Origin of the sequence: Ningiella algicola, assembly GCF_028401415.2 — a bacterium.
In the GTDB taxonomy this organism is placed as follows: domain Bacteria; phylum Pseudomonadota; class Gammaproteobacteria; order Enterobacterales; family Alteromonadaceae; genus Glaciecola.
Window position 1 is genome coordinate 2,676,758 of sequence record NZ_CP171821.2, and the last position, 23,337, is coordinate 2,700,094.

The window sequence follows — 23,337 nt, forward strand, 5'->3', positions numbered from 1 at the left end:
TTTGCCACTAGTTACGACAAAAAATTGAAAGTTAATACTTATTCGCTCACACCCAAATCCCAAAGCCACGCCGCTTGCTCAAGCACTAATTCACGATCTTCTTCGAGCAAAAACTTCGCATTGACTGCATCGCTGATTGCGCGATTTAAAGCATTGCGGTAGCCGTCCCAATCTCGATAACGCTTGATGATGCTTTCTTTGGGCAAGAGCTTAATCGATCCTCTAAAATCCATCATTTCGTCATGCGCAAATTCTGCTTTGTGGCGCAAAACATACGGTAAAAAGCTGGCTAATGGCTCAACTAATAATGGATGCTGAACACCGCCTAACTCATTCCCGTACTCGTTGATAGCCGGTACCGGTGGAACCACAGTGGCCAAGATACGAGGCGGATTTAAAGCAATGATTCCTTGTTTCCACTGGTCTCCATAATCGTAAATGTATGCGGTGTGTGGGCTTTTGGGTTTGGCCAAAGCACTCAGTACGTTGGGAAGCCTATATTCATCAAAGGGCACTAAGGTATTGTCTGCAAACCTTGGGAATTGCGAATCAGGTGGTGTTTTGTTGAGCGCGACCCAATCTGTCAAATTGCTCAATAGGGCCCGCAGATTAAGCAACAAATTGAGAGGATTACCCTGAAAATAGCCCTCAACACCTTCAATTCTCTTCACGTTACGTTGCTGCTCAACAAAATGTTGAGCAGAAGCAAGGTGATAAATTCTTTCACTCGCTAATGGTTCCACATCTTTGTTGTTGTGAGTATGGATAAGCGCCGAAGCACGGCCCCAGTATTCATAGCCCGTATTGGTAAAAAACACCTTAGGATGATGCTCTGTTGGTAAATGTGACATTAAGCCATCGCTTTTGCCAGTCAAAGGATGAGGCAATTCAGTGCTCGCAAATGGAAAGACGTCGGTCGGATAAAAGAAGGCTGACATCCTATGCGCATCTCTTGAGGGTTGCCCAAAACGATGATTAAAACTCCCACGACCAGCGCCAGCAGTGTGAATAAGCATCCCATCAAAAGCCGAAGTACCTGATTCGGTTTGATTAAAACCTTGATATAAAAAGTGCCGTAGCCACCTACCGGTTTGCGATACCCCAAATGCAATGGTTTTGGGGCTTGCGAAAAGCGAGTCTTGTTGCTTGATATACTCGGCAGTGTCTCGAATGAGCGCTAAACCTAAACCAAGTACGATAGAATGTTGTGAAGGATAGACGAGCTCATAAATCCCCGGAGAAAATTCGCCGATAATGGCATCACCTTCTTCAGAAAAGGACCAATTTGAAGCAGATACGACTTTTTTAATCTCGTTAGGACCCGTTCGATAGGTAAGATAGGCTTCTTTTTCTCGTGAGCGATCAATCAAATAAAGCACATCGATATTATCTCTATGTGCTACTCGTAGGGTCTCGCTTTTGCTTTCTAGGGTCCAATCACTGCGCACTAGACCGCTTGTGCCAGAGGTACGTGGCAGCTCAACCGACATGTTCTTTCCATCGGCAAATACATCGGCCTGCCAACCCACCCACAGAACGGATAATCCCAGACGCTGAATCAAGCCATCGCCCAAGCTTGCTGCAGAATCAGGCACTGGATTGGAGGGCGCGTTGTTAAAGTAGCGCAGCGATGCTTTCGAGCCACGATTGCTGATTTCAAAAAGCGTGGCTTTGCGTGCCTTAGGATCCACAGGCTGAATAATAAAGAACGTGGATTTTGCCCTTACTTTTCCATCGCTTTGAGCGGCTAATTCAATGTCGACTATGTTTTGGTTTTGCTCAAGCATTGGGGCAAATTCGAAGTGCAAATAGCCTTGCATACTTTGCAATTTAATACCGAAAGCTTCAAATTCGCGTTGTTCATTTACTTCAACATCTACAAGCTTGGCAGAAGTGATATGGGCGCTAAATAAAAGCGCTATCAGTAGTATTAAGCGCATAGGACTGGTTCTCACTCTTACCGACAGTGGATGGAGTATTATGTTGCCTGAATCGCATCACAATGTCGTTAAACTTCTGATTTATCCTCTGGATTGCGAATTGCTGAGGCGATGGACACCCATCAAAAGTCTAAGCCATAAACATTAAGGCGTGACGGGTGCCTGAGAGATACTCGTTACCAGACTCTACACTGATAGACTGTTTTCAATAAGCGTGATGGCATCATTTAAGGCTTTCTGGGAATCAGCAATTATCTCTAGTCGAGAGTCAGGGGCTTCATCGTATTCACTGATGCTAAGCTCATCCCCGTTCGCATTAAAGGCAAAAATTCCTTGGGATGTAATCATCACTCCCTTCATTCGAGTGAGATTGAGGCTGTTAAAAACATCATTGATCGTTTCGAAATCGAACCAGTGCTGAGCAGGCCACACCCAGCCACATGAGAAAAACCCCTCACCCTCACTTTGTTTTTTGACAGTTGAGCTTGGGTTTTGAATCACCGCTCTTGCAAGTTGAGCTGAGGTGCTTGTGGCTTGTGATATTGACGATTCGGCGCGCCCTGTGATTATGGGTTTCGCTTTGTTGCGATGAGCGAATTTACTTGAGCGTTTAAGTAAGGCCAGATCAATGCTTCCTAGATCTGCAGTCACTACGGGTGTTTTTTCACAGCCTATTTCGTTCAAGTATTGGTGTAATTGTGAAATTTCATCACCTTGATACAAATCAGATTTGGTGATCACTATGTTGTCTGCAACATCAAACTGCTGCTTAAACGTTTGATGCTCCCGCCAGCGCGGATTGCTCAATCTGCGCGCATCGACCACACACAGTGTACTTTGCAGTTGAATGACGTCTTGGTAATGTTCAGCACCTAAGGTTTCAATTACTTCTTTGGGATGGCCCAAGCCCGTAGGTTCAATAAGCAGACGATGGGGTCGAGCAGCTGCGAGTAGCTGATTTAAAGCGATATGCATCGGTAAGCTTGAGGCGCAACACATGCAGCCTCCAGGCACTTCGCGAATAAATAGGCTCTGTATTTGTGAGCTATCATCTTGCGAAGCGGTTTTAGGCGAACTTTGCGTGCGAGTATTAAGTAAAGCCGCATCTATGCCTATCTCGCCAAATTCATTTACTAGTACTGCCCATCTTTCATCAGCAGGCTTCGCTTCCAACAGTTTTTGAATAAGGGTGGTTTTTCCGGCACCTAAAGCACCGGTAATGATATTAGTAGGAACAGACGTTATTATTTTCATTTAAGTTTGATTCATCAAAGTGCCCACAAAAGGGCACGCTTGCTCTCTCGTTTTTTATTATCCTAGATTGGAAACATAAAAAGCCTGAGAGCAAGGTGTCGCTATCATCAGTCCTCGTGCTCGGCAATGCCCAACCACGTTAAACTCGCCGGAACAAAGTCTAACTCAAAATCGCCTTCAATTTCTCTATCTTCAATGTGCACCATCACAACATGTTGAGCAATTGGATCTGACACGAAAGCATAGCCACCGTTTTGTGACACAGTCATGCTAAAATTCTGCCCTTCAGGCATGAGGCTTAAGTCTTGCTCGCTAATGTCGATACGCCCTTCAAATTCAAACTCATTTACACCCGCATGCACGTGACCTGACAATACGGTTAAAAATCCTAAGCTGTCTAGAATTAAGGCATGCTCACCATCATAGGTAAATGAATATGCAATAGGACGAGCGCCATCTTCTGGCTGCCAATCAATCATTTCCATGCTGTTCGCTTCAGCGTCAAGGCTTAGCACAAAGACTTCACCTGTGGCGCGATTACTTGCGACTCCAATAAACGCTTCTGCATCGTGATGACCATAAATTGAGCCAACACGAGCAGAGCCAATTGCATCAATGTTTTCGATTTTACTCGCTTCAAATGCATTATCGTGTTCATGAGCAACCAGCACGCCATCTCCACAGCCAAAGAGCACTGCGTCGTGATTTTGCGCTGCGCCATGTAAGTCTGGGCAATTTACGTCAAGGGTTTGCTCTAATTCAAACTCGCCGTCATGCAAATGAAATACACCCACTTGGTCTGGCAAAATGGTGTTGCCAGAGGTACTTTCAACGTCGTCTCGACGAATAGTCGAGAGTAAGAACTCTCCGCGAGGCTCGGCTACGCCATGCATATTGACGGTATACATTAGGCTGGCGGGATTGCTATTTTCATTGGTAATGTCAGTATCAGTGATCACCTGCACAGAAGCTGGTACTCCTGCCTCAGCGTCACCATCATAGAATATTGCCGATTGACCCAGCTCGTTTACAAAGTGAGTGGGGCGAGAGCCAGTGAGCACATAGTCGGTCATTTGAGGCATTTGCTCATAATCATGAAGGTGATCTACATGGTCTTCTCGCCATAAGCCACCATCGATAAATTCAACCATGTCGTTGCTTCGAGCCGTGATCACTGCATATCGATGCGAGCCTGATGCATATAAGCGAGAGCCTTCATGGCTTAAGGTAAAACTATCGAGCACGGCACCATCGTCCAAGTCTATTAACGATATAGAATTACTTTGTGCTGAGGTGACGGCCAAGCGTCCCATGCTTTCAATTAAAAAGTCGCCACCCGGTGGATTGCCACTGCCGCTACCGCCATCGCTTGGGGGCTCTTCAACAATCGGGTCACGTTCTATTATGGTCGTTTCTGCATCGCCACAGCCAGTCAAAAACGCAGCACTTACGGCAATTGTAAGGATGCCTAGTGAATTCAGATGTTTCATTAATATATTCCTTTCTTTAAATTTGAGTCTGCTAAAAAGCTGCTTGCGATTAAAAATTTCCACGAAGGCCGATGCTAAAGTTTCGGCCTGGTCGTGGCGCAATGTTTTTCAGAAATGAGCTGTGTACTCTTGCTTCAGTATCGGTGAGGTTTTCACCGCGCACATAAAGTGCAATGTTGTCGTTCAGCACAGGTAAATCGTAGGAGATGCTGGCATCAATTAGCGTGTAACCGTTGGTTTGAGTCTCAAACTCTGCAATCCTGTCTTGATCTTCATAGCGGGTGATATCTACATGAGCGTTGATGCGCTCAGTTTGGTAGGTCCACTGTGTACCAAAGCGCAGGGGCGGTGTTCTTGGTAAATCACCGCCATCTTTCAGCCGTGCTCTTACAAAATCCGAAAACACGGTAGCTTTGAATTCGCTGCTGACTTGCCATGCAACTTGGGCTTCAAAACCGTGCAAGATCACATCATCAGTTTTGAACAAGAATACCGGTAGTTCGCCGGAGTGATCGTGTTCATCGCTACCGTGATCGTGGTCATCGTGAGAGCCATGATCGTCATGTCCGTGATCATCATGACCTTCATCACCATGGTTGTGCCCGTCATCTGCAAATAAACCGGTATTTACTTGATAATAGTAATTGTCAATGTCGTTATAAAATGCATTGAAAATGAAGGCGACATACCCTTGGGTTTTCCTGAAGGTCAAGTCGATGTTGTTAGATGTTTCAAGGTCAATAACTTCGCTAGTAAGGCCAATTGCGGGCTCTTCACCATGATTATGACCGTCTTGTGAATGTCCATCTTCGTGTTCATTAAGGGCAAACAAGGCACCAATTTCGAAAGTCCTCGTACCAATATGCGGACCAAAAGACAGAAGCTCAGAAGCCGATGGTGCGCGCTCAGAACGAGAAACCGAGATACCAAGGTTGTATCCTGGCGTAAAATCCCACACCGCGCCTGCGGATAAAGTTACCGGCGTAAACTCATGATCCGCGGTAAATACGCGGGTTATCTCGAGCTCACTTCCATGGTCATGATCGTGATCGTGATCGTGATCGTGATCGTCATCACTATGCTCATCATGACGGTGCGCTTCAATAGTAGGCAAGCGCAAAGTATCCGCTTGCAAGGTAACACGCTCAATACGCGCGCCCAATTGCACCAGTACATCTCCAAAATGGCGCTCTTCCATGAGCGCAAGGGCAAACATTTCCATAGTGGAGGGTGGGGTAAAGGCTTCACTGCCTTGCGCCTCAATATCGGTGTGTTTATAATGAAGCGACAAGCCGCCGCGCCAATCAGCAATTGGGCGATGAAGTGCATCAAAACGCAGCTCATAAGTCTCATTGGCAAATACAGTTCCGACTGAACCATGTTCAATCTCGGCGTGTTCATAATCGGTGTATCCTGCGCGCAAGTTGACTTCGCTGATAAACGCATTTTCAAACTCTAGCTCGCTGATCAGCTGCATACGACTTTGCGTTAAGTCGGCAAAGACATCGTCCGAATGCATCTCACTATCGTGTTCATCGCCTCCGTGCTCGTCATCGTGATCATGGTCGTGCCCAGCATGTCCCTCATCGCCGTGCGAATGACCGGGAATACCATATTCACGATTAAACCGTTCGAACGACATACCCACAAAACCATTGTCCAATAAGTAGCTACCACCAAAGGTAAAACCATAGGACTCTTCCGCGCTGTTGCCTACGGTGAATTCATTCGAATGTTGGTGTTTAGAGTCGTGATCATGATCGTGATCATCTTCAGAATCATGATCACCATGCATTAGCTCATCTTCGATATCCGCTATTACAGGAACATCATAATCGTTAGAATCGCGATAGAATCCGTCAGCATAGAACGCAAAGTTGTTAATGCCAGTGGTGACATTAAATGATGCGAGTTTTTGGTCGTCCACCGTGCTCGTTTCAAGCAAGAACTCACCGCTTGTTTCGTTGGTGGTTGGCACACGGTTATCCACGACATTAACCACACCACCAATCGCACCACTGCCGTAAAAAAGCGTCGCCGGTCCGCGTAGTACCTCAATCTGCTCTGCCGTTGCGGCTTCTGTTGCTACCGCATGATCTGGACCAACCCTTGACACATCGCTTACATCCAATCCGTTTTGTGCAATCAAAACGCGAGGACCGCTTAAGCCTCTAATAATTGGCGTGCTCGCCACTTTTGCGTGAAAGTTAGTGTGCACACCTGCCAGTCTTTCAAGGGTATCGCCAAGGGTAGCGCGCTGCTCACGGCGCAATCGCTCACCGGACAACACACTAATGGGTATGGAAGATTCCATTGCCGACATATGCAAAGGCGTTGAAACGATGTCGATTACTTCAATGGGAGATCGTGCAAGCACTAAATTCAGATTATTCAATCCACTAGCAGGAACAGAAAAATCTTCGTGCAAATGCGCAAAACCTTTGGCACTGACGTGAATTTCAGCAGTGTCAACATTCACATCTTCAAACGCAAAACGCCCATTATTATCGGTACGCACATTCAGCGCTAAGCCATGAATCTCGACGTGAGCGTTGGCAATTGGCATTCCATCCGCGCCTGACACGAGACCTTCTACAGTTTGCGCCAGTACACTGCCTGACAAGCTGGCGCAAATCAGGAGCGCTAACTTCGAACGTTTCTTCATTGATTTTTCCTTAAAATGACATGCAAGCGTGATTGCAGCAAATGATTTACTTTTTCATGTTATGTTATACTATAACTAAAAATCAATAGGTAATTGTGTCATTTTTATTGGAAGGGACATGGGAGAATTAATTTGCAGTTGCCAAAGAGCAAATTCTAAAGCGGTCTAAAATATCCCTCGAATGAAAGATCCGGGGCTTGGAAATTTGATGAAGACAAACATGGACAGCGCACTCGAACAGTTACAAAGTCTTTGCGCGCGAAACAATATACGATTAACCATTCAGCGAAAACAAGTCTTAGATTTGTTGATAAATGCTAAACAACCATTGTCAGCTTATGAGCTTACTCGCTTGTATAACAAACGCTTTGATAAACGAATAATAGCAACGTCGGTCTATCGAATCCTGGAGTTCTTCATTGAGTTGCGTATGGCTTACCGACTTGACACTGTTAACAAATTTATTGTTCGCCGACGTCAGAGCGGACTAACACCAAACACCCAAGACGAAGAAAATGTTCCAGTATTCGCGGTGTGTATTCATTGCAACAATGTGCATGAAATCCCACTCTCAAATGCACTCACTCAAAACATGCAGCAAATAGCAGACAAATCAAGCTTTAGAGTGGTGCATGTTTCGGTCGAAATCGATCGACCATTTCGGTTCAATCCGCTCACTGATTTCGGTTTAAAGCGATCGCCTATTTCGGTTTTATCCGATCGATATTGACCATTTTCCGAAACGAGTGATCGGAATACCGAAAAAACCTTCTTTTTCTAGTTAAATCAATTGGTAAGCTAAGCCCTAACGTCATTGTTAAGGAAATGCGCCGCCATGCCTAGAAAGAGAACGGAAATGAGAAAAGTAAAAGACGTCCTGCGCCTCAAATTCGAGGTAGGATTAAGCAATCGAGATATTGGTAAGTGCCTGAGCTTAGGCCCTGCTACCGTCAGTGAAGTGCTGACTCGATTTAAATCGAGCGAGCTAACGTGGCCTTTGCCTGAAGGCTTTAACGATACAGCACTTGAAGGTAAACTCTATGTTGGTAAGGCTTCGTCCAAACGCAATAAACGTCTGCCCGATTTCATAAAAATGAAGGCAGAGCTTGCTCGCAAAGGTATGACTAAGCTATTGCTGTGGCAAGAATATTGCGAAGAAGACGCCGCTACTGCCTACGGCTACACGCAATACTGCGAACACTACCAACTGTGGTTGAAAAAGCAAAAGCGCAGCATGCGCCAGCATCATATTGCAGGCGATAAGCTCTTTATTGACTACTGCGGGCCAACGGTACCTATCATCAGCCCAGATACCGGCGAGATTAGGTACCACGCCCAGATATTTGTTGCCACGCTAGGGGCATCGAATTACACCTATGTCGAAGCTGGTCGTTCACAAAAGCAAGAAGACTGGATAATGGCGCACGTACGTGCGTTTAATTACATCGGCGGCGTGCCACGCTTGTTGGTGCCTGACAATCTTAAATCAGCAGTAACCAAAACCCATCCTTATGCGCCCACGCTTAATGAGAATTATGCCAAGATGGCCAGACATTATGGCACAGCCATCATGCCCGCGAGGCCCTACAAGCCTAAAGATAAATCCAAAGCGGAGAATGCAGTGCTCATAGTAGAGCGCTGGATATTAATGCGCTTGCGCCATTATATGTTTTATACGCTGTCGGACTTAAATGCCAAAATCAAAGTGTTGATGGAGGATTTAAATCATCGACAGCAGCGCATGTATCCAGGCTCTCGCAAACAGCAGTTTGACCTACTAGATAAACCGGCTCTTGGTAGCTTACCCACTTATGCCTATGAGTACATCGATAGCAAACGAGCCAAGGTTGGCCCTGATTATCACATACTATATGAAAAGCATGCTTACTCTGTGCCTAATGCCCTAGTCGGCGATACCGTCACCCTCGAAGCCAGTGCTAACACCGTATGTATTTACCATCACAATCAATTAGTCGCTCAGCATACCCGCACGCACAAAGATGGCGGCTTCACCACGCTCAAAGAGCATATGCCGCATAGCCATGTGAAACAGCGCTTCGGCCCAGAGCGCTTATTAAGCTGGGCTGAAAACATAGGCGTGGGTGCACGTGAGGTAGTTCAGTGGCATATCCAAAGTCGCAAGCATCCTGAGCAATCGATTAAAAGTTGCTTAGCCATCCTGCATTTATCTAAACAATATGGCAGTGCTAGATTGGAAGCAGCTTGTCAAAAAGCGCTGCTACTTGAACGGCCACATCGCACCGTGGTGGTGAACTTACTGAATAACCATAAAGAGACTGCCAATCCACTTACCGAGCAAGACGACACTCCCGTCACGCACCACAATATCCGTGGACAACATTACTACCAATAAGGAAAACCCATGAACTCACAAGCATTGCAAGAGCAGTTGCGCTCACTGCGCCTTGGCCACTTCGGTCAAGCGCTGGAGCAGCAGCAAGCGCAGGCCAACACGTATGAAGACATGAGCTTCGAAGCCCGATTAGGCTTATTAGCTCAGCATGAAATACTGTGTCGGCAAAATACCAAAATAAAACGGTTAACTCGCCAAGCGCAGATGCGCTTAGATGCGCATGCCAGTCATATTGATTACCGCGCGGCCCGCGGTATCCGCAAAGACAAAATGGCGACCTTACTGAGCGGGCAATACCTACACTACGCCCATAATATTATCATTACCGGCGCAACCGGCTGCGGCAAGACTTACCTTAGCTGTGCTCTCGGACAGCAGGCCTGTGAGCAACATCACACGGTGAAATACTACCGATTAGGACAGTTACTCGACGAGCTAAATATCGGTCATGCCGATGGCAGCTATCGTCAACAACTGGCGCAAATTGCAAAGAAAAAGCTCTTAATCTTAGACGACTGGGGCATGGAAAAACTTAACGCTAGGCAAGCTAACGACTTACTAGATGTCATGGAAGACCGATACCAAAATGCCAGCACTATTATCGCTAGTCAAATACCGGTAACCGAGTGGTACAAGCTCATCACAAACCCAACGGTAGCCGACGCTCTGCTAGACCGATTATTACACAATAGTCACCGCATAGAATTAGCGGGTGAGTCAATGAGAAAACTAGACCAATCCGATCAGTTAGCGTAAAAAGAGAGTTGAGAGAAAAGAAGGTTATGAAGCGATCGGATAAAACCGAAATGACTGACTGTTTTTACCGGAATACGCAAGTGGTAGACTCAAAAATTGAATTGAGAGCAATATGCCAGTCTTGTGAGTGCGCATCTCGCGCTTTAGGAAAGGAAAACAACTTTGAAGAACATGATTGATATTGGCGATAAAACCGCCATTGTCTTATCCTTCTTATGTGCTTTGCACTGCATCGCCACACCTTTATTATTGCTTGCGATCCCTGCGATTGCAGCAAGCATTACATTCGATTTAGAAATAATTCATCTTATTTTATTGTTTTTTGTTATTCCCATTAGTGCTGTTACCATCATTTCAGGCTATCGCAGGCACGAGAAAGTCAAGGCCTTAATCATCAGTTTCACAGGGGTTCTTACCCTTATTGCTGCTTTGATATTTGGGCATGATCTATTTGCAGGGACCGGAGAAACAATACTCACGTTAATCGGATCGGGGTTAGTTGCCTTTGGGCATGTACTAAACCTTAAGCTGCGCATACATAATGACCGTGGCATATCCCCCCAGCAAAGTTAATTTTACTTTATAAATTAAAAAAGGCCCCAAAAAAATTAGGGCCTTCGTCACCTCTCGTAAGGAATGTCACACGTTACATTTCACGAGCAGAGCATCGACTGCATCAATGCTCCATAGGTCAGGTTATTACTCCGGATTGAAAGGTAGCGAAGAGTGGTGAAGATTGATTTTTACATTGCCTTCGTCATCCTTTACATAGCCAAAGCTGTACTCAACTTTTACGACGTCGCCGTCGGTTTTGGTAAAGTAATAGTTACCCATAGACATAGCTGAGTCACCGTCAGTAATGATGCCTTCGTTTTCCCAGCGGACATTAGTGTATGGTGCTAGTGCAAAACCACCATCTTCTTCCATGTCTTGTCCAATGAAGTATGAAAGCGCTTCTTTGTGCGTACCACGGAATTGGTCCACAGACGCTAGGGTCGGCTTGAATAAAACCGTACCTTCGCCAAAGTTATAGAACTTGTCGATATGAGCAATCGCCGCTGCACGCGGGTCTTCAGCTGCGCCAATAGTAACGATGCCATTACCCCATGCCTGTTGAGCCGCTTCAACTTCCTTCGTAGTGATAGCTGCTGCGCTTACAGTTGCAGAAAATAACGATAACCCAATTGCTGTAGCAAGTACTTTTTTCATTTTTAGACCTCTGTTGTTGTAATGATATACTATTACAAATATTTTCAACATATGGATTACAAGAATTGAAAGAAAGAACCGAGCATTTGGTCATGAATTTTTCTGAGGATGTGGTATTCAGCGCATCATGAAGCGTCGAAACCTCCAAAATCACTTTTAACTGGCATTGACGCATCTAATATGCGTTTTGCTCAATCTGTGCTTCTCCCCGCCGCGGTGTAGCGCATTAGGTAGGGTTTACGCCTTGAGGGCGTTTGCTACCAAGAGCCATACATAGGATTGGGTAGCAAAATAAATCTCGACGGCCATTGTTGTACAAGCTCATCTGGGTCAGCATCTTCTTGCGTGATACCGCTGAAGTCCTCAATATTATCGCCTACTTCCATAATAATCTGCTGATTTATGCGCCAAGCAGCTGATATTGGATTGCCATCTTCTCTATAGCAATCGGCCCTACCCGCTTGGACTTGTTGCCGTCGTAAATCCTTGTCGTTGATAATCTTGTCTTGATAAATTGATAAGCCATCCATTGCGCTCTTGTCTGCTTGCGAGCGGCCAAGTAAGCATGTGTTTTCGGCGTTGATGGGCAAGCCGAGCGCGGTTAAATTGGCCCAAGTATGGGCGTCCAGACTTTTATCGCGGTTGGTAATTAGCGCAAGTTTACCGCCATTATCTAGCACCGATTGCATGAAGCTTTGTGCACCAGGAACGAGTTCTGCCGATTCGTCCTTCACCCACTGTGCCCATGTGTCTGGCGAATAGCTCAGCCCATTTTCATCCAGAATGACCTGATATGGACTATTATCGAGGATGGTTTCATCAACATCCATCACGACCACCCAATTATCCGCAGGCGTGGAACCTTGCTCAATCATCATTTGCGCTTGTTGATACACTGCGCGAGTTAAAAAGCGATATTCTTTGCTTGATGTTTGCCATTTTACGGCATTACTTAATGGCTTGATTGATGACGAAATGTCTAAGGATACTGCACAGTGATCGCTAAGCATCTCGTCCACTTCCATATTGTCAAAATCATGCGCTTGGCTCTTAAATGTCAAAGCACTGACTGGCATTTCTCCTACAAAGACCAAATCAATTGGCGCAGGATAGTATGGGTGGCAACCGATTAAATCAGCCGTGGTATTAACCAAGCTAGATGCTGAACCGTCAGTATTCGTAAACAGCTGTTGAGTTAAGTGGTTGTAGGGTGCGCTTAAACGATGATTAAAATCGCCCAATAATAAATACGGAGAATTTTCACGCTCTTTGCCCTCAATCCATCCATCTAAAACGGGTGTTTGCTTAGCAAATACTGCACAGTCTTCTCGGTCAGAACGACTGTAATTGTCAACAAAGCATCCACTTTTCATATGCACATTCAAAATAGAGATGTCACCGAAAGCCGTGGAAACGTTCATTTCCAGGCCATAACGCAAACCCGGCATGTCTAGACCGAAAGCATCAATGCCTTGAATGCTATTCACGCCTAGCTCATTGCGCACGGCATAGGCTAATTTTTGCTGAGTGGATGTTCTGCCTGAGCGTCGGCAGGTGTAGGGCTCGCTGTCTTGGCGGGGCGACATAAAGACTTGCCATTGGTCTTGCGGAAACAACATTCGCACAGCGCGTTCAGAACCCACCTCTTGAAGGGCATAAATATCCGCATCGACTCGCTCAATGTAAGCACGCATAGCGTCAATTTCATCTTTAGTCCGAGGTTTGCAACCGGTGTCTATAGGATAGGCTAGATGCTCTACGTTCCATGTCGCTACGCGCAGTGCTGAAGCTTTTGTAATAGATAGTACGTTGACTGGCTGAAGTTGTGCATCATGCGCGGTCGCATCGAGGTCGTGGTTAGTTGCACAGGCCATCAAAGAGAATGCCGCCATGCCTACCAACGCTACTTGTGAAGTGCGTATTAACGCTTTTTTGACTGTGTTAGGTCGTTTGGAAGTGTTACTTATTATTGCATTTGAACTTGCACTCATTTAACTCACGCCTTTTTGAATATTATTGATCTATTGTGACCCTTTATTATTTATACATTGTGACACTAATGAAAGATGGCGCTAGCGGAAAAATTAACGCTCATCATCACAATAATTGATTAGTAAAAGCTAAAACGCATATCGTACATGTTAACAAACGCATTATTTTTAATTTTCATTCTGTTTAAACTTAATGCTATGTTATATTGTATCGAAAGTGCACATGTAGTGTTTTAAGCTTTTATACAAAACAATACTATGGTCGTCAGACTCAGTTAAGAGGAAACAATGTCTAAATCGATTTCTCATATTGCTTCGTTATCTGCACTAAGTTTACTGGTTTGCCACAGTGCAAGTGCACAAAAGCACGTGCATGGCGAAGGTCAATTGCTTATTGCACAGCAACAACAAGACTGGCAGTTCGAATTTGTATTACCAGCAGCCGACATGCTTGGATTTGAGCATGCGCCAGAAACAGAGCAGCAAAAAGAAACACTCAATCTAGTCGTTGAAAAAGTGGAAGGCGTGCGCGACATTATTCAGCTTCCTGAATCTTGCCAATTGACATCAATGTCCCACTCTCTTGACGATTTCAAACCCGGTGAACAAATAAGTACCAGCAATCACAGTCACTCAAAAGAGCATGAACACGCTCATGATGATGAGCATAAACACGGTGACTCTCATGACCATGACCACAATCATGGTGAGCATGCTCATATGGATATTATCATTACCTATCAATTTAGCTGCGAGGTGTCTCCCGAGCAAATGGAAGTGACACTGTTAAGTTGGGCGGACACCCTAAGCAAGCTCAACACGCAGTGGATAATCAATGATGGACAAGGTGCAAGTGTATTACAGCCTTCATCTAATCTCGTTAATTTTAACCAATAACGCTGTATACATCAGGCAATCGCTTTAAATTTGACATAAAAACTGGAGAAAGAGTTAGTGAATAAACTCATCGATGCGGGTGATAAAACGGCAATAGCACTGTCGTTTGTATGCGTGTTGCACTGCATTGCTTTACCCTTAATTTTAATTATATTGCCGTCGGTATCGGGCTTCCTCGCCTTTGATGATGAGAGTTTTCATATATGGGTTGCGTTTGCTGTTATCCCTATTAGTTTGTTTGCCATACTCTCAGGTTACCTTCATCACCGACGCACTAGTGTGTTTTTGGTAAGTGCTATTGGCATGCTGATATTAATTGGAACCGCCATATTTGGACATTACATATTTGGGGAAAAAGGCGAAGTAATCGCCACCTTATTTGGTTCAGCCCTGATCGCTTTTGGACATCTTCGCAATTTCAGATTAAGACAAACCAAGCCCTGTCCAGCGGGCGCTGAGCATAGTAAATAAATAGACTTAAGTAATGGTCAAGCCCATTGGAGGCCTTCTAAAGATGCGTTTCTCATATGGGAGTAATAAGCTAAAACGCAAGCACGGTAATGATAATATGAGCGCAAGCCCTCAATTAGAAAGCATAGACATTGAAGCACTCACGCATAGATACGCGTCAATGCTGACGAAAGTCGTCAGGATCCTCATAATACGGTTCAATAGATACTACGTCTAAGATATAGGCTGAAGTGCCTAACGGATCTTCAAATAAACCTCTGCGCAGCACTCCATTTAATCGATATGCTTGAGTGATTTCAAAATCGCTAAAGCCTTGGCCCAGTTGTGAAAAAATAATCTGATTGGGCGGAGGCGGCGGGAAATGCAGGCACGCGCCAAAGTACGGCACAATAAAAATGTTACTAAGACTTTTGTCTTTATTGTAATCTATTGGCACAATAAACCCTGCAATCGAAACGCTCTGATTGTCGAAGGTATCCACGCTATTGGTTGAAACCATCGCTGCGCTGTAATCATCATCCGATGTCGCTTCTAATGAGAGTAAGATATTGTCTGCAAATTCGGTGGGAGTGCTGGCTTGTTTTTGTTGGTACTTTTCTAACACAGACTTTTCGTTAGCGGGAAGTAGTTGTGACCACTGTACGTCGACTGGCCTGTTTGTTTCAAGACGACTGGCTAGAGCACTATCGCTCGTTTCATAAACATGTGGCTTAGGTAAAAACCATTGTGCTAAGGTATTTTGATATTTGACGTAAATGAGTCCAATGCCCACTCCCAGAAGTATGCATGCAACAAACGCGGCGAGGAGCTTATGAGTATCTTTCATCAATTACGTCACTTTGTCGCGATACTTTACCTTGCGGTTTCTATGATATCTGAACCAACAAAGACCCTAATCCACCGTTACGCTAATGCGCTGTACTTTGGAATAAGGTAATGACTCTTTCATTGCATCAACCCACACTAAGATATGGTTTGTTCCGGGCTTTTTCGCTACAAAATCAAGCGTGTACTTACCATTGAGTTTATCAATTGACACTTCTTCATCGGTGCTTAGCGCAAGACCGTCGCTATTCGTAAAACGCAAGGACGCGTTTTTGTATTGCGTGGGTAAATGGTAATTAATATCGATACTTTGGTTTGTATCGACTTTCGCAACCACCGTACGTGGGTGCTCAAGTTTAAGCTGTTTTGGGCTAGAAGCTTGAATATGACGTTGCATTAAAGGGTGCGCTTGACCAAATCCGCCCATGCCGCCAAATGCACCAAACCCGCCCATATCCCCGTGATAGTCGCAAGCGGTGCTTGAAAACGAGAGACTCGACATGGCTGTTATCGCAAGAACACTCGCGCATATGGTTGTCGTATTTGATGATTTCATAGTTTAACCCTCATAGGGATATGATTTGTCTAAACGTAAGGTGTATGCCGAGCTTCCAAGAGCATTGTCGGTACTATCAATGATAAGAGTCCCTTCAAACCAAAAAGGTTCTTGCAAACTTTCTAACACAATACCGTCTTTATTCTCGCTGTATATAATTTGATTCGGCGGTGGCGGCGGCAAATGCAAGCAAGCGCCGAAGTACGGCACAATAAAAAACTCCGTCACGCGCTGCTGTTCATCAGACTCCAAAGGCACGATAAAACCCGGAAGTCGTATTCGGGCTTGGTCGAAGGCTTCAATCACCCTAGACGAATTTAGAGCTTGTTCGAAACGCTTGGCAGTTTCGTCGGTTTCGCTCAGGGCGCTCAAGGTATCCAAATTATCATTGCTGGCGCCGTCTTCAATGTCGGCTAAAAAGTCGGGAGGGTTGAGTAAAGCTTCGAGATCGTCAGCTGGCATAAGCTGCGTCCACTCTATTTCGGTGTAGGCACTTTCGGCGTGGGCGATTTTACCAAGCCAGAGCGCGCACATAAGGAGCATAAAACATGCGAAGAGCGTAATTGATTGTTTTGTCGTTTGTTGCGTTTTCACTTTGCCTACACCCAAATCCCATTGGCTATTGTTAATGCGTTCTGCGACCGTCATCTTGTTGTGTCAGTCACTGGTCAATGATATAACATCGCGTCTTGAAAGAATAGATAAGCTCAAGGCTAAATAAGAGATCACGAAAACCGTCTTTTGAGTAATAAACTACAGGCTACAAATGGAGTACATTGAATGTCTGAACCTGCTTTAAGCATAGAGGATGTAAACTTCGCTTATTCAAAAAACGGCGATAGCGTGTTGTCTGTTAAATCATGGCAGCTTCTACCCGCAGAGCGCGTGTTTTTGTATGGCGACTCAGGCTCGGGTAAAACAACACTTCTTAATCTTTTATGCGGCATCATGGTGCCATCTCAGGGGCGTATTAAGCTGTTTGGGGAGGCAATAAACGAATTGTCTAACCGAAAACGAGATGCCTTTCGAGCAAAAAATATCGGCGTTGTATTTCAACGATTTAATCTCATTCCCTATTTAAGTGTTGCGAAAAATATCGAATTGGCCGCCTTTTTTGCGAAAGCCGCCACCGGCAATAAAGACGTGACAGCTCGCGCTAAAGAGCTGATCAAACACTTAAAACTCCCCACCGAGGTATTAAATAAACAAGTGACTCAGTTGAGCACTGGGCAGCAGCAGCGCGTTGCCATTGCGCGAGCGTTGATTAACGAACCCAAAATGTTATTAGTTGACGAGCCCACGTCTGCCCTCGACGCCTCAGCCCGCGACGCCTTCATGAAAATACTCATGGAAATATGCGACGAAGCAAACACAACGCTTATTTTTGTCAGCCACGATATTGCGCTTGGTGATTATTTTGAACGCAAAGTAGATCTGGCGAACCTAAACGCTGCCAAACATCCAACAAATGGCATGGAGACAGCATGAAAACGCTACTATCTGTTGCTTTCAATAGCTTACTAAGCCGCAAAAAAACCGTCGTTCTAACATTTTTGTCGCTGTGTATCAGTATCATTGTACTCCTTAGCGTAGAGCATATTCGCCTGCAGGCCAAAGAGAGCTTCAATCGAACTATATCCAGTGTCGATTTAATCGTAGGCGCGCCAAGCGGTCAGCTTAATCTCTTGCTGTATTCAGTATTTAGAATGGGTAGCCCAACTAACAATATTCAATATGAGAGTTTTAAAATGCTCGAAGAACACGAGCTAGTTGAATGGGCGATACCCATTTCTTTAGGTGATTCGCATCGTGGCTTTCGGGTAATGGGCACAAATGACGCTTACTTTGCGCATTACAAATATGGAAACAAACAAAACCTAGCATTTACTGATGGCAAGGCATTTAACGGTATGTTTGAGGCAGTGTTAGGTGCAGATGTTGCAAAACAGCTCGGTTATAAACTTGGCGATGAGATAGTGATAGCTCACGGTATTGGCAGCACAAGCTTTACCAACCACGACCAAGCCCCATTTACCATTAGTGGGATACTGGCTGCAACCGGCACACCTGTTGATAAAACCGTACACGTCAGCCTAGAGGCGATAGAAGCCATTCACCTCGCGCCTTCTGCCTTACAGGCTGTTTTAAATGATCCAGAAAGTGCTTCTTTGCAACCCGCAAATATCACTTCCGTTATGCTAGGACTGACGAGTAAATTCGCCACTTTCACCCTACAACGTGACCTTAATAACTATCCCGACGACCGGTTAATGGCGGTATTACCCGGCGTCGCAATGGCTGAGCTGTGGACATTAATGTCGACCGTCGAGAATTTGTTAAGAGCCATCGCTGCCTTGGTGCTAATTTCGTCCCTGTTCGGGCTCGCGACCATGTTATTAGCGTCAATGAATGAGAGACAAGGAGAGATTGCCGTTTTACGAGTGTTAGGCGCTGGCCCGTTAACCATCTTAATGCTTATATTGGCAGAAGCGCTTATACTGGTTTGCTTCTCACTTGCCGTCGCGTTAGGTGGGTTGAAACTTGCCTTAATGAGTTTGGAAGGCTGGTTGGCCTCAGAATATGGGCTGTTTTTAAGCCATCAAATACTGTCGGTAGAAATTATGAGTCTTAGTGGATTAGTCATCATCGCGACGCTTATTGTGTCTCTGTTTCCGGGGTTTGAAGCCTATAAAAATGCGCTACACGTGCAATTATCAGGTAAATAAGTGCATCTGCGGAACATTCACAAACAGGGTTACGATTTCTCTGCCTTATGTCAGACATTCCCTAGCTTAGCGTCATTTTTGCGCCCTAGCACAAAAGGCAAGATCAGCATCGATTTTGCCGATCCTAAAGCGGTGAAATACTTAAACGCTGCATTGCTTAAACACCACTATGCGGTGGACTTTTGGGACATACCCGAAGCCTACTTGTGTCCAGCCGTGCCGGGCCGAGCAGATTATATTCATCATATTGCAGATTTACTGGATTGCAGTATCAATCGCACTAAAGACAAGACAAACATAACAGGATTAGATATTGGCACCGGCGCCAACCTTATCTATCCGATTATTGGCGCGCAGGTTTACGGATGGAAGTTTATTGCCAGCGACATCGAACAAGGCGCATTTAAATCGGCAAAGGCCATCGTTAAAGCTAATTCTGCTTTGAATAAGCGAATTCGCGTAAAGCTACAAAATGATAAGTCGAAGGTTTTTGAAGGCATTGTTGGTGATACATATTTCGACTTTAGCATGTGCAACCCACCTTTTCATTCCTGTGAACAAGAAGCGATTGCTGGAAATATCAGAAAACTAAAAGGTCTTAAACATAATCAAAATAAGCGCAAGGACACAAAAAACCGCTCGCTCGACAAAGCTCCGGCGCTCAATTTTGGCGGTCAAAGCAATGAACTGTGGTGCAAAGGCGGCGAGCTAGGATTTGTTTCTAATATGATTAGAGAAAGCGCTTCTTTTGCAAAGCAAGTTGGTTGGTTTACTTGCTTAATTTCTAAGCGAGCAAACCTTGACCCTTTAACAAAACTAATTGATATCCAGCAAGCGAAGGAACACAAAACGGTCACCATGCAACAGGGCAATAAAACTAGCCGTTTTATTGCATGGCGTTACTAAGGCCTCTAAAAAGACTCGCGCTTAAAGTTTTAAACATGCATTTAATCAAACACCACCGTTTGCGCATTGTCATTGGCCGAGAAACTCAAGGTTTGTATTTCGCCTTTTCCTTCAATGTTTACAGTATTGGTTTGCTTGGGCCAGATCTCGCGCAAAGCATTATGCTCTACTCGCAATCCGTCGAGCGTTTCAGGCTGGGGTGCCTCTTGGTATACCCACATATGCTTGCCATCCACTTCAAAGCCCACTGCTTCAAGGGCGATGTCGTTTCCTGCACTGTCGGTCAGCGAAAAGCGCTCAATTACATAGTCCATAAACTGTTGCTGGGTAGCAATTGAGCGATAAATATCAGCATGTGCGCTAAACAAACGCTTAACCGCATGTTCAGCATCATGCAGGATAAAGCGATGCATGACTTCAATGTTGCTGGTGCGCTCGTTAAACAAAATAGTAGTAATGGCTGCTTTTTGCTGATGGGCATGGCCTATGGTTGACAGCAGCAAGCATTGGGTCAGCGCTAGTGCGAATGTCATCGCAACAGCGCGGATGACATTTTTTCTAATCATCGTCTTTTGTTTCATCTTCTGTTTTTAATTCAGTTTTAATGTCTTGCATAATGTCTCGATTTACCTTGCCCGGACGTGGTTTACGCTTGTAGGCTTCAATTCTAGAGGGGATTATGCGCCGTGGATAATGGTTATTTTCAATATCTACATCTGCGGTTTCCCATCGCGGGTCAAGCACTACCGACACCAGCTCTTTGTCTTTATCCGTCACAATTAGCTTGCTTACCGCTTTTGGAGAGCGGCGCCAAATTTCGGCAGGGATGCGCAGCATTTCAGTACTGTCATCCGCGTAAGTTAATTCCAAAATAATGGGCATAACCAAGCCACCTATGTTAGAGAAGTCCATGACGTAATAGTTCTTATCTTCTTCCACTGCGCGTTCAAACGCTTTGCGCTCCCAAGGCTCCATACTGCTTAAAAACGATTGATAGTCATTGCGCTCTTTGTTGGTGACGGTAAAGCGGTCGTTTTCATCATAGAAATCGGTGATATCTTCAAAGCGCTCTACCCATAGCTGCTTGCCTTCTTCACGATTTCGCTCAACGGTGAGTGACAAGGGCTTGTCGGCCTCAATCTGGCGATCTCGTTCAAAATCAATATCTGGGTTTTCTGTATCAAGACGGAGCTTGTATACCCTGTCTAATGAAATATCGACATGATCGGTCGAATAAAACCAACCGCGCCAAAACCAGTCTAAATCCACGCCACTTGCCTCTTCCATGGTGCGGAAAAAATCTGCTGGTGTTGGGCGTTTGTACTTCCAGCGCTGAGCGTATTCTCTAAATGCAAAATCAAAGAGTTCACGCCCCATGATTGTTTCGCGCAAAATATTCAATGCCGCAGCTGGCTTAGTGTAGGCATTTGGGCCTAAACGCAAGACTGAATCCGATTGCGTCATAATCGGCACCTGAGTGGCCGACTTCATATAATAGGTAATGTCGCTTGGCTCAACGCCCCAAGGAATAGAAGGATCCCACTCGCGCCCGGCTACGCCATCTAAAAAGCTGTTTAAACCTTCGTCCATCCATGTCCATTGACGCTCATCAGAATTCACGATCATGGGGAAATAGATGTGACCAATTTCATGAATAACCACGCCGATTAAAAAGCGCTTTTCAGCTTGAGAGTAGGTGCGTGAGCCATCATCTTGTAAAGTGGTTCGCGGCCCATTGAAGGTGATCATAGGGTATTCCATGCCGCCTACTGGCCCATTGACCGATTGGGCTGTAGGGTAGGGGTAATCAAAAGAAAAACGCGAATAGACTTCCATGGTGTGAATAATGGATTCGGTGGAATACTTCTTCCATAAATCGCCACCTTCTTTGGGGTAAAAACTCATGGCCATCACGAGCGCTTGAACATCCCCCCCTTGCTGATAGCCACGCGCATCCCACATAAATTTACGTGACGATGCCCATGCAAAATCGCGCACATTATCCGCTTTAAAACGCCATGTTTTTTGCTCGCTGGTGCCTTCCTTTTCGTTCTCTAAGGCTTCTTCTTCCGTTACGATAAAAACAATGCGTTCAGCGTCTTTGGCTTTGTCCAAGCGATTGCGCTGTTCGCGTGATAATACGTCTCGTGGATTTTGCAACTCGCCGGTAGACGATACAATGTGGTCAGCAGGCACGGTGATGCTTACATCGTAGTTGCCAAACTCTAAGGTAAACTCGCCGCGACCAATAAATTCTTTGTTTGTCCATGCTTCATAATCTGTATAAGCAGCCAGACGCGGGAACCATTGGGCCAGCAAAAAAATATCATTGCCGCCTTCACGTTCATCTTCCGGAAAGTGCTCGTAGCCTGCTCGCGCAGAGACGGCATCCTCTTCAACAATGTTAAAGCCAAAGTCAATGCTAAAATCGATTGATTCGCTTGGCTTTAGATGGGTAGGTAAATCCACGCGCAGTAGCGTGCCGACAATTACGTAACTAAGCGGGTTATTTTGAGAGTCTGCTACTTTTTTGATTTCGTAACCAAGTTCATTATCTTCAACAAACTGCGCTCGGCGCAAGGCTGCAATGCTCATTTGCGCAGGCGAATCGCCGCTTGCACCTTGCGTTGCAGGACCACGATTGCCGATGCCACCAAAGGTGGTAGTGAGCGCTGACATGGAATCTTCGCGAAATTTGTTTTGGTCAAGCTGCACCCACAAATACTTTAAGGTGTCGGGAGAATTGTTTGTATAGGTAATTTCTTGGCTTGCATCCAATCGGCGTTTTTCTTCATCTAAAGTAACGTCGATGACATAATCCACCTGCTGTTGCCAATACTGATGCCCTGGCTCACCTGCCGCATTTCGGTAGACATTTGGCGTTGGTAGCACTTCGTCTAACTGACGAAATTTGTCTTCATAATCGCCTTTTGTCTGTTTAATAGCAGCCTTAGTGGAAGGTAAAAACGCGAGCGACAAAAAAACGGTGCTTAATACGATGAGTGACACCGATATTTTTTGAAATGGGAATTGCATATAGAGCCTTGTAAAGGTTGGTGTGTGAAATAAGGTCAACGCGATAATGCGGAAGCGAGATTATGACACGCATCGTCAAAAAATCGATAAAAATACTGTAAAACGAAAGCGATTGAGTAACAAGCAAATAGTGTTATAACGTATCATTTTGTTGAATATGAGTTTTTCAATAGGCATCGTTTAGCGCGGTATATCAATATGAAATATTCGTATGCTTGCTCACACCGTGTTAATTTTTGCG

20 protein-coding genes are annotated in these 23,337 nt (G+C 45.1%); 9 read left to right on the top strand and 11 right to left on the bottom strand.

Annotated features, from left to right (window positions below; translation table 11 throughout):
• Positions 1-38: 38 nt before the first annotated feature.
• The 4 genes from PN836_RS11565 to PN836_RS11580 all read right to left on the bottom strand — a co-directional run bounded on the left by PN836_RS11565 (position 39) and on the right by PN836_RS11580 (position 7,349).
• A complete protein-coding gene (locus tag PN836_RS11565) occupies positions 39-1,940 on the bottom strand; it encodes an alpha/beta hydrolase domain-containing protein (protein ID WP_395338466.1) in 1,902 nt (633 codons plus the stop codon).
• 186 nt (positions 1,941-2,126) lie between these two features.
• Positions 2,127-3,194: a CobW family GTP-binding protein gene (locus PN836_RS11570; RefSeq protein WP_395338467.1), complete on the bottom strand. Its 1,068-nt coding sequence runs from the start codon at positions 3,192-3,194 to the stop codon at positions 2,127-2,129.
• A gap of 107 nt (positions 3,195-3,301) precedes the next feature.
• Positions 3,302-4,684 carry a 5-methyltetrahydrofolate--homocysteine methyltransferase gene (locus PN836_RS11575; protein WP_395338468.1) on the bottom strand — a complete coding sequence of 461 codons (1,383 nt, stop codon included), beginning with the start codon at positions 4,682-4,684 and terminating at the stop codon, positions 3,302-3,304.
• 49 nt (positions 4,685-4,733) lie between these two features.
• Positions 4,734-7,349: a TonB-dependent receptor gene (locus PN836_RS11580; protein ID WP_395338470.1), complete on the bottom strand. Its 2,616-nt coding sequence runs from the start codon at positions 7,347-7,349 to the stop codon at positions 4,734-4,736.
• A 208-nt stretch (positions 7,350-7,557) separates the two neighbouring features.
• On the opposite strand from PN836_RS11580, the gene PN836_RS11585 reads away from it, so the two are divergent.
• The 4 genes from PN836_RS11585 to PN836_RS11600 all read left to right on the top strand — a co-directional run bounded on the left by PN836_RS11585 (position 7,558) and on the right by PN836_RS11600 (position 11,052).
• On the top strand, positions 7,558-8,079 hold the full coding sequence (locus PN836_RS11585; RefSeq protein WP_395338472.1) for a Fur family transcriptional regulator: 522 nt from the start codon (positions 7,558-7,560) through the stop codon (positions 8,077-8,079).
• A gap of 105 nt (positions 8,080-8,184) precedes the next feature.
• Complete coding sequence (istA, locus tag PN836_RS11590) at positions 8,185-9,723, top strand: IS21 family transposase (RefSeq protein ID WP_395338473.1); 1,539 nt, start codon at positions 8,185-8,187, stop codon at positions 9,721-9,723.
• 9 nt (positions 9,724-9,732) lie between these two features.
• A complete protein-coding gene (gene istB / locus PN836_RS11595; protein WP_395338475.1) occupies positions 9,733-10,479 on the top strand; it encodes an IS21-like element helper ATPase IstB in 747 nt (248 codons plus the stop codon).
• A 171-nt stretch (positions 10,480-10,650) separates the two neighbouring features.
• The gene (locus PN836_RS11600; protein WP_395345617.1) at positions 10,651-11,052 is read left to right on the top strand and encodes a MerC domain-containing protein; all 402 of its coding nucleotides are present in this window, start codon (positions 10,651-10,653) and stop codon (positions 11,050-11,052) included.
• A gap of 126 nt (positions 11,053-11,178) precedes the next feature.
• Here the strand turns inward: PN836_RS11600 and PN836_RS11605 are convergent, their stop codons facing one another.
• Together PN836_RS11605 and PN836_RS11610 are read right to left on the bottom strand one after the other, a co-directional pair.
• Positions 11,179-11,688 (bottom strand): phosphoribosyl-AMP cyclohydrolase, encoded by a 510-nt coding sequence (locus PN836_RS11605; RefSeq protein WP_395338476.1) that lies wholly within the window; start codon positions 11,686-11,688, stop codon positions 11,179-11,181.
• Between the two features lie 257 nt (positions 11,689-11,945).
• Positions 11,946-13,679, bottom strand: a complete 1,734-nt coding sequence (locus PN836_RS11610; protein WP_395338478.1) for an HAD family acid phosphatase — start codon at positions 13,677-13,679, stop codon at positions 11,946-11,948.
• A 288-nt stretch (positions 13,680-13,967) separates the two neighbouring features.
• On the opposite strand from PN836_RS11610, the gene PN836_RS11615 reads away from it, so the two are divergent.
• Both PN836_RS11615 and PN836_RS11620 read left to right on the top strand, forming a co-directional pair.
• Complete coding sequence (locus PN836_RS11615; protein WP_395338479.1) at positions 13,968-14,576, top strand: ZrgA family zinc uptake protein; 609 nt, start codon at positions 13,968-13,970, stop codon at positions 14,574-14,576.
• Between the two features lie 57 nt (positions 14,577-14,633).
• Complete coding sequence (locus PN836_RS11620) at positions 14,634-15,047, top strand: MerC domain-containing protein (protein WP_395338481.1); 414 nt, start codon at positions 14,634-14,636, stop codon at positions 15,045-15,047.
• A gap of 157 nt (positions 15,048-15,204) precedes the next feature.
• On the opposite strand, the gene PN836_RS11625 is transcribed toward PN836_RS11620, so the two are convergent.
• The 3 genes from PN836_RS11625 to PN836_RS11635 all read right to left on the bottom strand — a co-directional run bounded on the left by PN836_RS11625 (position 15,205) and on the right by PN836_RS11635 (position 17,076).
• Positions 15,205-15,873: a DUF3299 domain-containing protein gene (locus tag PN836_RS11625; RefSeq protein ID WP_395338483.1), complete on the bottom strand. Its 669-nt coding sequence runs from the start codon at positions 15,871-15,873 to the stop codon at positions 15,205-15,207.
• Between the two features lie 66 nt (positions 15,874-15,939).
• Positions 15,940-16,428 (bottom strand): hypothetical protein, encoded by a 489-nt coding sequence (locus tag PN836_RS11630; RefSeq protein WP_395338485.1) that lies wholly within the window; start codon positions 16,426-16,428, stop codon positions 15,940-15,942.
• 3 nt (positions 16,429-16,431) lie between these two features.
• Entirely contained in the window at positions 16,432-17,076 is a 645-nt protein-coding gene (locus PN836_RS11635; protein WP_395338487.1) for a DUF3299 domain-containing protein, read from the bottom strand.
• A 132-nt stretch (positions 17,077-17,208) separates the two neighbouring features.
• Here PN836_RS11635 and PN836_RS11640 point away from each other — a divergent pair, with 132 nt between their 5' ends.
• Genes PN836_RS11640 through rlmF form a run of 3 tightly spaced genes read left to right on the top strand, consistent with a single transcriptional unit; the run spans position 17,209 to position 20,060 of the window.
• Positions 17,209-17,916, top strand: a complete 708-nt coding sequence (locus PN836_RS11640) for an ABC transporter ATP-binding protein (RefSeq protein ID WP_395338489.1) — start codon at positions 17,209-17,211, stop codon at positions 17,914-17,916.
• Positions 17,913-19,154, top strand: a complete 1,242-nt coding sequence (locus PN836_RS11645; RefSeq protein WP_395338490.1) for an ABC transporter permease — start codon at positions 17,913-17,915, stop codon at positions 19,152-19,154. The genes PN836_RS11640 and PN836_RS11645 overlap by 4 nt, the downstream gene beginning before the upstream one ends.
• Positions 19,155-20,060 carry a 23S rRNA (adenine(1618)-N(6))-methyltransferase RlmF gene (gene rlmF, locus PN836_RS11650; RefSeq protein ID WP_395338492.1) on the top strand — a complete coding sequence of 302 codons (906 nt, stop codon included), beginning with the start codon at positions 19,155-19,157 and terminating at the stop codon, positions 20,058-20,060. It abuts the gene before it with no gap.
• Between the two features lie 41 nt (positions 20,061-20,101).
• Here the strand turns inward: rlmF and PN836_RS11655 are convergent, their stop codons facing one another.
• On the bottom strand, positions 20,102-20,626 hold the full coding sequence (locus PN836_RS11655; protein ID WP_395338494.1) for a DUF6702 family protein: 525 nt from the start codon (positions 20,624-20,626) through the stop codon (positions 20,102-20,104).
• Positions 20,619-23,096, bottom strand: coding sequence for a M1 family metallopeptidase (locus tag PN836_RS11660; protein ID WP_395338496.1), 2,478 nt, complete (start codon positions 23,094-23,096; stop codon positions 20,619-20,621). Before PN836_RS11660 ends, PN836_RS11655 begins: the two co-directional genes overlap by 8 nt.
• Positions 23,097-23,337 lie beyond the last annotated feature (241 nt).

Excerpts from the sequence above, each read along its gene's own strand:
- PN836_RS11565 (WP_395338466.1), bottom strand. The coding sequence starts at position 1,940 with ATGCGCTTAATACTACTGATAGCGCTTTTATTTAGCGCCCATATCACT.
- PN836_RS11570 (WP_395338467.1), bottom strand. The coding sequence starts at position 3,194 with ATGAAAATAATAACGTCTGTTCCTACTAATATCATTACCGGTGCTTTA.
- PN836_RS11575 (WP_395338468.1), bottom strand. The coding sequence starts at position 4,684 with ATGAAACATCTGAATTCACTAGGCATCCTTACAATTGCCGTAAGTGCT.
- PN836_RS11580 (WP_395338470.1), bottom strand. The coding sequence starts at position 7,349 with ATGAAGAAACGTTCGAAGTTAGCGCTCCTGATTTGCGCCAGCTTGTCA.
- PN836_RS11585 (WP_395338472.1), top strand. The coding sequence starts at position 7,558 with ATGAAGACAAACATGGACAGCGCACTCGAACAGTTACAAAGTCTTTGC.
- istA (WP_395338473.1), top strand. The coding sequence starts at position 8,185 with ATGCCTAGAAAGAGAACGGAAATGAGAAAAGTAAAAGACGTCCTGCGC.
- istB (WP_395338475.1), top strand. The coding sequence starts at position 9,733 with ATGAACTCACAAGCATTGCAAGAGCAGTTGCGCTCACTGCGCCTTGGC.
- PN836_RS11600 (WP_395345617.1), top strand. The coding sequence starts at position 10,651 with ATGATTGATATTGGCGATAAAACCGCCATTGTCTTATCCTTCTTATGT.
- PN836_RS11605 (WP_395338476.1), bottom strand. The coding sequence starts at position 11,688 with ATGAAAAAAGTACTTGCTACAGCAATTGGGTTATCGTTATTTTCTGCA.
- PN836_RS11610 (WP_395338478.1), bottom strand. The coding sequence starts at position 13,679 with ATGAGTGCAAGTTCAAATGCAATAATAAGTAACACTTCCAAACGACCT.
- PN836_RS11615 (WP_395338479.1), top strand. The coding sequence starts at position 13,968 with ATGTCTAAATCGATTTCTCATATTGCTTCGTTATCTGCACTAAGTTTA.
- PN836_RS11625 (WP_395338483.1), bottom strand. The coding sequence starts at position 15,873 with ATGAAAGATACTCATAAGCTCCTCGCCGCGTTTGTTGCATGCATACTT.
- PN836_RS11630 (WP_395338485.1), bottom strand. The coding sequence starts at position 16,428 with ATGAAATCATCAAATACGACAACCATATGCGCGAGTGTTCTTGCGATA.
- PN836_RS11635 (WP_395338487.1), bottom strand. The coding sequence starts at position 17,076 with ATGACGGTCGCAGAACGCATTAACAATAGCCAATGGGATTTGGGTGTA.
- PN836_RS11640 (WP_395338489.1), top strand. The coding sequence starts at position 17,209 with ATGTCTGAACCTGCTTTAAGCATAGAGGATGTAAACTTCGCTTATTCA.
- PN836_RS11645 (WP_395338490.1), top strand. The coding sequence starts at position 17,913 with ATGAAAACGCTACTATCTGTTGCTTTCAATAGCTTACTAAGCCGCAAA.
- PN836_RS11655 (WP_395338494.1), bottom strand. The coding sequence starts at position 20,626 with ATGATTAGAAAAAATGTCATCCGCGCTGTTGCGATGACATTCGCACTA.
- PN836_RS11660 (WP_395338496.1), bottom strand. The coding sequence starts at position 23,096 with ATGCAATTCCCATTTCAAAAAATATCGGTGTCACTCATCGTATTAAGC.